Source organism: Pseudoalteromonas sp. APC 3358 (genome assembly GCF_030408075.1).
Classification (GTDB): domain Bacteria; phylum Pseudomonadota; class Gammaproteobacteria; order Enterobacterales; family Alteromonadaceae; genus Pseudoalteromonas; species Pseudoalteromonas arctica.
Map to the genome: position 1 here is coordinate 138,171 of NZ_JASDCE010000007.1, position 13,047 is coordinate 151,217.

The window sequence follows — 13,047 nt, forward strand, 5'->3', positions numbered from 1 at the left end:
CTTTTTTTATGAAACGTAAACGCATTTATATCGCTTATACTGGCGGTACTATAGGTATGAAAAAATCGAGTCGAGGTTATATTCCTGCTGAAGGTTTTTTAACAGAAACCGTAGTAAACAACGCAGAGTTTAACCGTGATGAAATGCCTTTGTTTGATATTCACGAATACTGCCCTCTTATAGATTCTTCAGATATGTCTCCTGAGCATTGGCAACTTATTGCTGATGACATTAAAAACAAATACCAAGATTATGATGGTTTTGTTGTGCTTCATGGCACCGATACAATGGCGTATACAGCCTCAGCACTATCGTTTATGTTCGAAAATCTAACTAAACCTGTAATTGTAACTGGCTCACAAATTCCGCTTTCTCAATTACGCTCAGATGGTCAAGTAAACCTTCTGAATGCAATGTATTTAGCGGCAAATTATCCAATTGCAGAAGTAAGTCTATTTTTTAATAACCAACTGTTTAGAGGTAACAGAGCAACTAAAGCCCACGCCGATGGATTTAATGCATTTGCGTCGCCTAATCTTGACCCCTTAGCGTTATCGGGTATTAGTATTCAACTTATTAAAGGCCAACTTAGTCCTTATGTTGAAAATGAGCTGCAAGTTACCCCTATTACACCTCAACCCATTGGTGTGCTTTATTTATACCCTGGTATTAGTCAAGAAGTGGTTAAAAGCTTAGTTAACGGCAATATTAAAGCCCTGGTGTTGCTTAGTTTTGGTGTAGGTAATGCACCGCAAGATCCTAACTTTTTATCAATACTTGAAGAGGCAAGTAAACGTGGCGTCGTTATTGTTAATTTAACCCAGTGCTTAAAAGGCCATGTAAATATGGGCGGCTATGCAACGGGTAATGCACTGTTAAATATTGGTGTTATTAGTGGATACGATATGACCCTTGAAGCGTGTTTAACTAAATTACATTATTTATTTAGCCAAAAGCTAGAAGTAGAGACGATTCGTCATTTAATGCAAGACAATTTACGTGGTGAATTAAGCCGTTAAATCTCACAGCGCCTAAAATACAAAAGGCACGCTAAATAGCGTGCCTTTATCGTTTTAAACAACTGTTTATTACCTAACTTTAGCGTCGATATCTACTAGGTCAGTTAAATGGCATGTTTCACCGCTATGGGTTTTAACGCCGTGCTCACCAAAGTAATCACGCTGGGCTTGAACTAAATGCCCATTACTCGGTGTGGTTAATGTTGCTAAATACGTTTGTGTAGCACCCAATACAGGGAATGCTAAACCAGTCATTATTGCTTGGCCGGTAATTTTGCGCAAAGAGTTAGACTCTTTCTCAAGGGTATCAATAAATTCAACACCTTGTGCAACGCTATCAAGGTAGTCAGCACGAATAATACAACCAGCACGCCACGTTTGAAGCGTTTTAGATAAATCAACTTTCCACTGATGAGTACGTGATGCACCTTTAATTAACGCTAAACCTTGGCGATACGCTAGTAAGCTTGCAAGTAAGAACGCTTCTTTTAGCTCTTCTAAATCAATTTCAACATTGTTAGTTGATTTAGATGCATACGTCATCTCTTGTGCAGCCGTTGTATTACATGCATTAGTTAAATGACGAGCTTGTACAGCAGCAACAAGTGAAGGAACTGCAATACCAAGTTCTAGTGCATTTTGCGCAGTCCAAAGACCAGTACCTTTAGCGCCAACTTTATTATCAATTAAGTCCGCAAGCGGTACATTATTATGATTTTCAAGTGACAATATGTGGCTAGAAATAGACAGTAAGTAGCTATTTAATTGACCTTCTGACCAGTCATTAAATATCTCAGCCACTTCTTTTGGAGAACGATTAGTGCCTAAACGAAGTAATTGGTACACTTCTGCAATAAGTTGCATAAGTGCGTATTCAATACCGTTGTGAACCATTTTTACAAAATGACCACTTGCTGATTGACCAACACGTGCAAAACACGAGTCGCCATTATAGCTAGCAGCTACTTTTTCAAACCATGGCTCAATACGTTCCCAACCACCCTCAGAACCACTTGCCATCATTGCAGGACCATGGCGAGCGCCTTCTGCACCGCCAGAAATTCCCATAGTGGCAAATTCAAATTTATTTTGGTATTTAAGTTTACGCGTTATACCGTCTTTATAATTACTATTACCGCAATCGACAATCATATCGTCACAGTTAACGCCGGCCTCTACAAGTTCATTACAAACTGTATCAACTAACTCACCAGCAGGAACAAGTAATAAAATAGAACGAGGTGCCTCTAAACGCCTTACCATGTCTCTTAAATCAGAGACAATATGAAGCCTATCAGCCATGCCTTGAGATTTAGCACAACTTAGTAACTCTTCACCCGCATGTGGGTTTTTGTCATAAGCGACTAGCGTTATCCCTTTTTCAATCAAGTTTAGGGCAAGATTTTTTCCCATAACGCCTAACCCTACTAATGCAACTTGCATCTAGTGTCCTCCTCGGTAACAACTATTTGGTTAGAAAATTCAGTGTATAAATTAAATAATACCGCGTGCATTATACTCATACAGTCATAAAATACTAATTATGAGTCAATACAACATGCTTTTTTATTACAGATAAATAAGCTACGTAATTATATCAAACATCAATGGTCTCGGGGTGACTAAAAGCAAAGCTAATTGAAATTAAGATCATTGACGCATTCTGACACCGGTGTCATAATGATGACACAATAGTTTTGTATAAAATAGTGGCAAACCTTTGAAGTTTGCACATAACTAAAATATTTTATTCTAATATAGATATTTTAAGTCAACAAAATAACGTCAACATGCTTTCACCAAGCAAACAGGAGAAATTGATGCTAAGACGCACGAAAATAGTCGCTACCCTTGGACCTGCTACCGATAGAGATAACAACTTAGAAAAAATTATTATCGCTGGGGCTAATGTAGTACGTTTAAACTTCTCACATGGTGTTGCCCAAGATCATAAAGACCGTGCACAAGCTGTACGCGATATTGCAAAAAGATTAGGCAAGCATATTGCTATCCTTGCTGACCTTCAAGGCCCTAAAATCCGCGTTTCTACTTTTAAAGAAGGTAAAGTAACGCTTGCTGTGGGTGCAAAATTTACCCTTGATGCAAAAATGGAAAAAGGCGAAGGCGACATAAACTCTGTAGGTATTGATTATAAAGAATTACCTAACGATGTAAGCCCTAACGATTTACTACTTCTAAATGACGGCCTTATTCAATTAAGTGTTGATGAAGTAGCTGGGCATTTAGTGCATTGTACAGTCACTGTTGGCGGTGTTTTATCTAACAATAAAGGTATTAACCGTTTAGGTGGTGGCTTAACTGCTCCAGCATTTACTGAAAAAGACAAAGAAGATTTAATAACTGCCGCTGAAATTGACGTAGATTACATTGCCGTATCATTCCCACGTAGTGGCGACGATATGCGCTACGTACGCTCACTTGCTGAAGCTGCTGGTTCAAAAGCACAGTTACTTGCTAAAATTGAACGTGCTGAAGCCGTTGAAACCCAAGAAGCTGTTGATGACATCATTTTAGCGTCTGACGCTGTAATGGTTGCTCGTGGTGATTTAGGTGTTGAAATTGGTGATGCTGCTCTTATGGGCAAGCAAAAACTAATTATTCGTCGTGCTCGTTCATTAAACCGTACTGTAGTAACCGCAACGCAAATGATGGAATCGATGATCGATAACCCTATGCCTACACGTGCAGAAGTTATGGATGTTGCAAATGCTGTTCTTGATGGAACAGATGCTGTAATGCTTTCAGCTGAAACAGCTGCAGGTGATTATCCTGAAGAAACAGTTGCGACTATGGCACGCGTTTGTTTAGGTGCTGAATCGCAAAAAGAAACGCACGTTTCTAAACACCGTTTAGATAGTCGCTTTTCTAACAATGCTGAATCAATTGCGCTTTCTGCTATGTATGCAGCTAATCACTTAGATTCTGTTAAAGCAATTATCACACTTACTGAATCTGGTAGTACGGCTAAATTAATGTCGCGTATCAGCTCAGGCTTACCAATCTACTCGCTTTCACGTCATGCGAGTACATTAGGTCAAACAGCACTTTATCGTGGTGTTTACCCAGTATTTTTTGATTCTACAAAAACTGAAAAAGACGGTATGGTAAAAGCCGCGCTTGATACTTTAGTTTCTCAAGGGTCTTTACAGTCTGGCGATACAGTAATTATTACTCACGGTGACTCAATGGAAACTGTGGGCGCAACTAACACAATGAAAATTGTAACTGTTGCGTAATTAAACGCCGAATATAAAAAATGCGAGCTTAGCTCGCATTTTTTGTGTCTGTAATAAAAGCGTTAGCCTTAACTTGCTAACGCCGCTTTAACCTTATCTCGGTAGCTACGGCTCACTTTTAATTCTTGGCCATTTTCAAGTACTAATAAATACTCACCACTTACTTGTGTAACCAGTTTACTAATTTGTTTTGTATTTACTATTGCGCTGCGGTGCACACGCACAAATAACTGAGGGTCGAGCTCTTGCTCAAGCTCTTTCATTGTTTTACGTAGAATATGCGTTTGTCCGTCTTCACAGTGTAAACACATATAGTCACCTGCTGCATCAACCCATTGGATAGTCGCTACAGGTACCCGTATAATTTCACCCTGCTCTTTTACAGCAAGCGATTCTGGGTAACGTCTGTCTGTTAGCATATCGCCAGTGGCTAATTTTTTAAGTATTTCTTCGCAATTGTTACCAGTAATACCGGCTACAAAACTCGCTAGTTTTTTCTTATGGGCGTTGTCTTGCTGCGTTTTTAAGTAGGTATGCACTTTTTCTACCGCCTGTTTTAGTCTGTTATCATCAACGGGTTTTAAAATGTAATCGAGAGCATGAATTTCAAACGCTTTTACAGCAAACTGATCAAAGGCCGTTACAAATACAATCGCTGGTAATGCTTTTGAGCTTTCGCTAAGGGCTCTTGCTACTTCAAAGCCATTCATACCTGGCATTTGAATATCTAAAAAAACCAAATCAATTTTCTCGCTTTGACACATTTCAATTGCATCAGCGCCTGAACTACACAATTTAATTACTTCAATATCAGAGTATTCTTCGAGCCTTACCGCTAAACCTTTTCGTGCTAACGGTTCATCATCAACAATGAGTGTTTTTATTTTAGTCATTTTTCACAGCCTTCTCAAAAGGTACTCGCAGATTAACTTTTAATCCACTTGGCGTATTATGTGATAATACAAACGAATAATTATTTTCATACAACGTTTTTAATCTATCTTTGGTATTAGCGACACCTACGCCTTGAGCGTTAACTAATTGGCCATCGAGTATGTCAGTACCTGGGCCGTTGTCGCCCACTTCTAGTAATAACTCATTCGCAAATACCTGTGCTTTTATATCAATTACTCCACCTTCTGTTAGATGGGCAATAGCATATTTAATCGCGTTTTCTATAATAGGTTGCAAAATTAAGCTCGGTACTAAAGCCTCTTTAGCTTGCTCGCTTATATCTACATTTACCTTTAATCGCTCATCAAAACGTACACGTTCTATTTCTAAGTAAAGCATGAGCGCATGTAACTCTTGCTCTAGCGGTACTTTCTTTATTGGATCGGTATTTAATGTATAACGTAGAAAGTCACTTAGCCTTGCTACCATTAAGTTAGCATCTTTGTTTTCTTTAACCAAAATTAAAGTAGAAATAGCGTTAAGTGTATTGAATAAAAAATGGGGATTAAGCTGATACCTAAGCATTTTTAATTGCGCTTCGTGTGCCATAGTTGTGGCCTTTAACGCTTTTTGTCGCTCACTTTGTAATAACTGATAATATTTAACGCCAAAGTACAAACCACTCCAACATAAAATAATATATACAGAATCTAAGCCTTGCTGCAGGTAATAAAACCACTCCTCTGGTCTATAACCATGGCGGTATATCTCCCATAGATTAAATTTTTGAACGACAGCCCATAGAGTGCCCGTTATATAAGAGGCACCAAATACTACAATCATTAATACCCAAGGCGAGGCATTCCAAATTTTACGGTAAATATACCTAAGCGGCACTGTCATCAAACAACCAGCGTAAGCATTCAATAAAATAACAAATACGTATATATCACGCATTTCAAATACTTTAGAGCCAATATAATTTACTAACGCATAACCAATCCAGCCTGCAATTTGCAAAAGCCAAAAAAAGCGTTGTCTGTTATCGACTAAAGATTGCCAGTTCAAAATAGATGTTTACTCCGTATAGTTAAAGACTAATTCCATAAAATAGGCGCTTGTTATTCTTTGTTATTTTTACCTATGTAGGGCTAATTTTAATAAAATTAGATAGTCTTATTATATAGATTTATGAGTTTGCATAGCACTACAGCCTACCTTGCTTTTTAATAGTCTTACCGCAAACAAATAGTAGATACACTAAAAAAGCGAAAGGTGATTCACCTTTCGCTTTTTAAATATAAATAGCTTTGTGTAAATTAAGCTAGTTTGTCTGATGCTACTTTGTATGTTGGATCTTCAATCACATTCACTTCAACCAAATCACGTGCTTTATGCAACAACTGCGTACAGTCTTTACTTAAGTGACGTAAGTGAAGTTGTTTACCTGCTTTTGTGTACTTATCAGCAAGTGTGTCAATTGCTTCTATTGCACTGTGATCAGATACGCGGCTATGCTTAAATTCAACAATTACATTTTTAGGGTCATTTTTAACATCAAATAACTCTGCAAAGTTTTTAACTGAACCAAAGAAAAGCGGGCCATGTAACTCATATACTTTAGCGCCTTCTTCATCAATATAGTTAGTTGTGTATATGTGCTTAGCATGCTGCCAAGCAAATACTAATGCAGATACAATAACACCTACACATACTGCAATCGCTAAATCGGTAATAACCGTCACACCCGATACAAGTACTATTACGAACGCGTCTGATAGAGGCACACGCTTCATCATTTTAAAGCTGGCCCATTCAAACGTACCTAATACAACCATAAACATAACACCAACAAGTGCAGCTAGTGGGATCATCTCAATTAAGCTTGAAGCGAATATGATGAACGCAAGCAACATCAATGCAGCACTTATACCCGATAAGCGAGAACGACCACCTGAGTTAATGTTGATCATTGATTGACCAATCATTGCACAACCACCCATCGCACCAAACATACCACAAGTAATATTTGCAGCGCCTTGGCCTATACACTCTTTATTACTATGACCACGAGTTTCTGTAATCTCGTCAATTAAGCTAAGCGTTAATAATGATTCAATTAAACCAATAGCCGCTAAAATAAGTGCATAAGGAAAAATAATTTGTAGCGTTTCGAAAGTAAACGGTACCATAGGAATATGAAATTGAGGTAAACCGCCTGCAATTGTTGCAGCTTCGTCGCCTGTCATTCCTTTTAAGAAATCAACTACGGTATGCGCTTCTAAGTCCAAACCAATAACTAAAGCGGTCACTGTAATAATAGCGACTAATGTAGAGGGTACAGCCGTTGTTAGTTTAGGTAAAAACTGAATAATAGCCATCGTTAAAGCCACTAAACCAAGCATAATATATAACGGGTTACCCGTCATCCATTCTTGTCCGCCCATACCATCAGGCACTTTAAATTGTCCTAACTGAGCGAGAAAAATAACAATAGCTAAGCCGTTTACAAAACCAAGCATTACCGGATGAGGAACCATGCGGATAAACTTACCGAGTTTAAATACACCCGCGAGTATCTGCAGTATGCCCATGAGCAATACGGTCGCAAATAAATACTCAACACCATGATCAAGCACTAAACTTACCATAACAACAGCTAGTGCACCGGTTGCACCTGAAATCATACCAGGGCGGCCACCAAATATAGCCGTAATTAAACCAACGATAAACGCGGCATATAGACCAACTAAAGGTTCTACATTTGCAACAAAGGCAAACGCAACAGCTTCTGGAACTAAGGCTAGCGCCACAGTTAATCCAGATAGAATATCGTTTTTAGCAGAGCTAGGCGCCCTACTGAGTAAGTTAAACATTGAGTTCCTCAAATGGTGTAATGGGTATCAAAAAAAGCGCTAAATTCTACCAAATTAGCGCTCAGTTAACAATTGTCATTATGTGGTTAAACTAAACTAAAAGAGGTTTAGCTTTTAAAAGAAGTGCTTTTATAAAGGGAGGGAAGTACTACGTTTTACACATGTCATTGTTACATTAGAATGTACTTCTTGTACATATTCTAAGCTTAGTAAATTATCGCGTACAAAGTGCTCATAACCTTCTATGCCTTGTGAAATTATGCGTAGCATAAAGTCCATTGTTCCAGCCATGGTGTAACACTCTGTTACTTGATCATAACTCATTATAAGTTTTTCAAATTCAGCAAGGTTCTTTTTACCGTGATTTGATAAACGCACATGTGCATATACAAGCATATCAAAGCCAAGTTTTTTCTCATCTAAAAGAGCCACTTTGCTTTTTATATAACCATCTTGCTCTAGCTTGGCAATTCGACGCCAGCATGGAGATTGAGACAAGCCTACTTTATCAGCAATTTCTGCGGTTGATAAACTAGCATCTTGTTGTAAAAGTGCCAATATTTGGCGATCTACGTGATTTAGAGACATTTTATTTCTTATTTATCAAATAAACTGGTTAAATTATACAACCATTTTAAAACTCAGTCTGCTTATTTTTAATTTTTATGCAGTTTGCCAAACTTCAAATAAGTAACTTAACCAAACTTACCACTCACAAAAGGATTTGTTTGTTTTTCAAATCCAACCGTAGTGTCGCTCCCATGCCCTGCCAATATTTTAGTATTATCAGGTAAGGTTAGAATATGCGTCTTAATCGACTCTATAAGTTGTTCGCTGTTCCCCTTAGGGAAATCAGTTCGCCCTACTGAGCCTTTAAAAATAACATCACCTACAATAACACATTCATTGTCTTGTTGATAAAACACAATATGACCAGGTGTATGCCCTGGGCAATGCTTCACTAAAAAGCTAAGTTTACCTACGCTCACGGTGTCGTTATAGTTTAGCCAAATATCCGGATAAAAAGGCTCAATGGGTTTAAACCCGAACATTTGTGCTTGCATAGGTAAGTTTTCAAACCAGAAGTACTCATCTTTTTGTGGGCCAATAATTTGTACGTTAAATTGATTACGTAAAATATCAGCCCCACCCACATGATCTAAATGCCCGTGCGTTAACCAAATAGCACTTAATTCTAGTTTATGCTCATTAAGGGCAGCTACTATTTTATCAGGGTCGCCACCTGGGTCTATGACTACGGCTTGTTTAGTTTCACTACACCAAATAATACGACTATTTTGTGCAAATGCAGTGACGGGTATGGTTATAATTTGCATATTAGATTTCTTTACTTTTTTGATCCGGTATAACAACTTCTTCTTCAAATGACATCAATATTGGGTACTTTAAGTACGCTTGATCATAAAATGGACTTTGCTCATATAACCAGTTTAATCTCGCATCAGCGTCGCTTGCGAACGATTTATCTTTAAGCTTTTCATCAAACTTAAGCGCTAGCTTTGGATTGTCTTTTAGCATTTGGCGTGCAAACGGAATTAGTGCATAGTTTTCCATGTACTCAGTACGCTGAAAAATAGTATTAAATTCCCCCCATGCAAAAAACGAATCTGGTGCTTCAGGATGCAATAAATGCACGGCAAGCTCACCTGCTTTTTGTTGAGTATTGACTTGATACCAACCATCTAAATCTACATTTATTGCAGGGACATAATCAAAACTTGCTGACACTCTAAAACGGCCTTCAAATGGCGCTTTATCAAACGTGTAGTCTGCCACCTTTGCTACTTTTAAAGGCTGTGTGTTTGCCCCTTCAAGCTTATTAATAGAGACACCATGTAACTTTAGTTTCTTAATAATATTGCGATATACGGGCGGAATAAAAAAAGCTTTAGGTACTTCAACTGTATGTTGTACATCTTTTTGCCAATAAATAGGTAAGTCGGTATATGTATGTACTTTACCCAAATACTTCACTTCATTTTGGCCTGAGAGCGCATTCATACTTGATGAATACTCAATACCTTTAAACTGCGCAATCGTATCAGCTTGCTTGGAATAGCCACGCTTTACTATTAACTGTTTAGGAACAAATTCCTGTTCTTTTTTTACTGCATTAGCTAATTCATGACTGTGCTTTGATAGCGCAGTAATAGCACCATCTAAAAATACGTAAGTTCCTAATACACGTTGCTTGTAAGGCTTCAATGAATGATTTTCAACTAAAATAGTCGGTAATGACTTTAAATCACCCCAACCATTTGAAAAGCGCGGCGTAGCAACCCATCCCGCTAATCCTTTTTTAAAGTCGCGCTTGTCCATAACAAAAACAAGTGGCCCTGGCATGTGCCCTTGCTTAGCTAGCGTATCGTCAATCAGAGGCTTAAAAAACTGGTTTAGTGCATCAGATACCGCAGGCGACTCGCTTGAAAATACCGGATTGTAGCCATAAGTCACATCGTATTGGTAATCTGCGCCGTCGGTTACGTGTACATCAATGTATAAATTTGGGTTGTAGTCGTTAATAACCTTTAAAACACTTCTAACTTCTGGGGTATCTAATTTAGTAAAATCGCGATTTAAATTAAGGTTATTAGCATTTGTTCTAAAGCCCATTTTTGTAGGGCCCCGTTGATTGATGCGATTGAATGCACTACTACGTTCGTGTCCATCTACATTTAATATAGGAATAAATAATATATTTACCTTTTTTAAAATGTCACGGCGCTTACCCGTCGCTATATCTCTGAGTAACATAAACATGGCATCTTTACCGTCTATTTCACCAGAATGTATTCCTGCCTGAATAAAAATAGTTGGCTTAGTGCTATTAGCCATTTGCCTTGCTTCAAAAAAACCTTGTTCACTGGCAATCAACATTTTTATTGCACGCTTGCTATTACTATAGCCAATGGTTTGAGATTGAAACTGAGTAGGGTTTGCAGCAACTAATCTATCTACAAATGCCATTGTATTTGCATAATCTGGCGACGCTTCACCTGCTGACAACTCAAAATCAGTAGTTAACGGCCCTTGTTTTTGTAAAAGCTCTACGCTTTTCCCCTGCCACTTAATTAATGGAGGTAAGTGTGCGTCATACGCCACACTTGCAGATAAAACTAGTAAACTTGCAAACATAAAATTCTCTAACAAACGCCTTAATTATATAAATTATATCAACTAAATTTTTTATAATGAGGAAACTGCGGTGATTCAACAAAAAAATGCAGCCAATTACATGTCACTCATTCACACCTGTCTTTTAAGGCTATATAACGTTATTAATGTACAGTAATTCATTACATTACTATTTATACCAACTCGTAAAAATACTTAATCAATTTAAAGGATTACATCTGACGCTAACAGCGCCAAAAATGTCTGATATACGTCTGCATGGATCCAGGAGAGTGAGTAATGATGGAGCAATTGCCAAGAACAACTAAATAGTGAATTTCGCCCTGCTCTAACGTATCTTTTTATCGATAAATAGAGCTAATATAAGCAGATGGGTATTAATTTGAAAAAGCCGATTTAGCTCAGCTATAAAAAAGTGTAAGTTATTAAATTACAGGCACAAAAAAAGGAGCCATAGGCTCCTTTTTTAATACTTATATGAAAAAGCTTAAGCGGCTAGGCCTTCTTTTGCTTTTTCTACAAGCGCTGCGAATGCAACTTGATCATAAACAGCGATATCTGCAAGGATCTTACGATCGATTTCTACAGATGTCTTTTTAAGACCATTGATAAAACGGCTGTAAGACAGACCATTTTGACGTGAAGCAGCATTGATACGTGCAATCCATAATTGACGGAAAGTACGTTTCTTCGCACGACGGTCACGGTAAGCGTATTGACCCGCTTTAGTAACAGCCTGGAAAGCTACGCGGTAAACACGTGAACGTGCTCCGTAGTAACCTTTTGCTTGTTTTAAAACTTTTTTGTGACGTGCACGTGCGACAACGCCGCGTTTAACTCTTGCCATTTCTAAAAACCCCTATTAAGCGAACGGTAACATACGTGAAACTAGACCATGGTCATTTTTATGAACCATCATCTTAGGACGTAGGTGTAACTTACGCTTAGAAGTTTTCTTAGTCAGAATATGACGAAGATGCGCTTGTTTACGCTTGAAACCGCCAGAAGCAGTCTTTTTGAAACGCTTAGCAGCGCCACTGTGACTTTTTAGCTTATAAGCCATTGCAATAACTCCAAATTGTATTGCTTTTAAATTAGTAAGCAGGCGTGAGATATATTTCTATAGCTCCACTTTTAGGCCTAACTTACTGCCATGTTCCGGTGAAGACCCAGCATAAATGCCGCAATCTTACTTTAATACCGGTTAACTCAGGTGAATATTCGCATATTACTTGCAGACCTGAGCTAATTTCGGTGCGTATTATCGCTTAAAAATTATTTTTTAGCAACAGGCGCCATCATCATAACCATTTGGCGACCTTCAACACGATTTGGGAAAGACTCGACTACTGCAAGTTCTTCTAAATCGGCTTTGATACGGTTTAATAATTCTATACCAATTTCTTGGTGAGCCATTTCACGACCACGGAAGCGGATAGTAATCTTAGCTTTATCGCCAGCTTCTAAGAACTTACGTAAGTTGCGAAGCTTAACCTGATAATCACCTTCATCCGTACCAGGACGGAATTTGATTTCTTTTATCTGGATTTGCTTTTGCTTCTTCTTCTGCTCTTTTAGTTCTTTGCTTTTTTCAAAGATGAACTTACCGTAATCCATGATTCTACAAACAGGCGGCTCAGCGTTTGGACTGATCTCAACAAGATCAACACCCGCTGCATCGGCCATAGTTTGCGCGTCTTGTAATGACTGAATTCCAGCTTGTTCGCCTTCAATGTCAATTAAACGAACTTCTTGCGCTGTAATTTCTTCGTTAATACGATTTTTTTGAGCTGTTTGTTGCCCTTTCTTGCCGCCTCTAATAGTACGTTCCTCCAAGAATATCAA

The 13,047-nt window shown here is 38.2% G+C and carries 12 protein-coding genes; 2 read left to right on the top strand and 10 right to left on the bottom strand.

Annotated features, from left to right (window positions below; genetic code table 11):
- Positions 1 to 8: 8 nt before the first annotated feature.
- Positions 9 to 1,019, top strand: coding sequence for an asparaginase (ansA, locus tag QL995_RS12575; RefSeq protein ID WP_169043579.1), 1,011 nt, complete (start codon positions 9 to 11; stop codon positions 1,017 to 1,019).
- 69 nt (positions 1,020 to 1,088) lie between these two features.
- Here the strand turns inward: ansA and gndA are convergent, their stop codons facing one another.
- Positions 1,089 to 2,462 (bottom strand): NADP-dependent phosphogluconate dehydrogenase, encoded by a 1,374-nt coding sequence (gndA, locus tag QL995_RS12580; protein ID WP_010554474.1) that lies wholly within the window; start codon positions 2,460 to 2,462, stop codon positions 1,089 to 1,091.
- 377 nt (positions 2,463 to 2,839) lie between these two features.
- Here gndA and pyk point away from each other — a divergent pair, with 377 nt between their 5' ends.
- A complete protein-coding gene (pyk, locus tag QL995_RS12585; protein ID WP_007582689.1) occupies positions 2,840 to 4,276 on the top strand; it encodes a pyruvate kinase in 1,437 nt (478 codons plus the stop codon).
- Between the two features lie 68 nt (positions 4,277 to 4,344).
- Here the strand turns inward: pyk and QL995_RS12590 are convergent, their stop codons facing one another.
- From QL995_RS12590 to infC, 9 genes are all read right to left on the bottom strand, one after another.
- Complete coding sequence (locus QL995_RS12590) at positions 4,345 to 5,169, bottom strand: LytTR family DNA-binding domain-containing protein (RefSeq protein ID WP_007582688.1); 825 nt, start codon at positions 5,167 to 5,169, stop codon at positions 4,345 to 4,347.
- A complete protein-coding gene (locus QL995_RS12595; protein ID WP_165725850.1) occupies positions 5,162 to 6,238 on the bottom strand; it encodes a histidine kinase in 1,077 nt (358 codons plus the stop codon). The genes QL995_RS12590 and QL995_RS12595 overlap by 8 nt, the downstream gene beginning before the upstream one ends.
- Before the next feature lie 251 nt (positions 6,239 to 6,489).
- The gene (locus tag QL995_RS12600; RefSeq protein WP_010554472.1) at positions 6,490 to 8,046 is read right to left on the bottom strand and encodes a SulP family inorganic anion transporter; all 1,557 of its coding nucleotides are present in this window, start codon (positions 8,044 to 8,046) and stop codon (positions 6,490 to 6,492) included.
- Between the two features lie 129 nt (positions 8,047 to 8,175).
- Complete coding sequence (locus QL995_RS12605; protein WP_007375323.1) at positions 8,176 to 8,634, bottom strand: Lrp/AsnC family transcriptional regulator; 459 nt, start codon at positions 8,632 to 8,634, stop codon at positions 8,176 to 8,178.
- Positions 8,635 to 8,741: 107 nt separating this feature from the next.
- Positions 8,742 to 9,383 (bottom strand): MBL fold metallo-hydrolase, encoded by a 642-nt coding sequence (locus tag QL995_RS12610; protein WP_290294299.1) that lies wholly within the window; start codon positions 9,381 to 9,383, stop codon positions 8,742 to 8,744.
- 1 nt (position 9,384) lies between these two features.
- Positions 9,385 to 11,202: a M14 family metallopeptidase gene (locus tag QL995_RS12615; RefSeq protein ID WP_290294300.1), complete on the bottom strand. Its 1,818-nt coding sequence runs from the start codon at positions 11,200 to 11,202 to the stop codon at positions 9,385 to 9,387.
- Between the two features lie 487 nt (positions 11,203 to 11,689).
- On the bottom strand, positions 11,690 to 12,049 hold the full coding sequence (gene rplT, locus QL995_RS12620; protein WP_002960711.1) for a 50S ribosomal protein L20: 360 nt from the start codon (positions 12,047 to 12,049) through the stop codon (positions 11,690 to 11,692).
- Positions 12,050 to 12,064: 15 nt separating this feature from the next.
- Complete coding sequence (rpmI, locus tag QL995_RS12625) at positions 12,065 to 12,265, bottom strand: 50S ribosomal protein L35 (RefSeq protein WP_002960713.1); 201 nt, start codon at positions 12,263 to 12,265, stop codon at positions 12,065 to 12,067.
- A gap of 212 nt (positions 12,266 to 12,477) precedes the next feature.
- Positions 12,478 to 13,038: a translation initiation factor IF-3 gene (gene infC / locus QL995_RS12630; RefSeq protein ID WP_002960714.1), complete on the bottom strand. Its 561-nt coding sequence runs from the start codon at positions 13,036 to 13,038 to the stop codon at positions 12,478 to 12,480.
- Between the last annotated feature and the right edge of the window lie 9 nt (positions 13,039 to 13,047).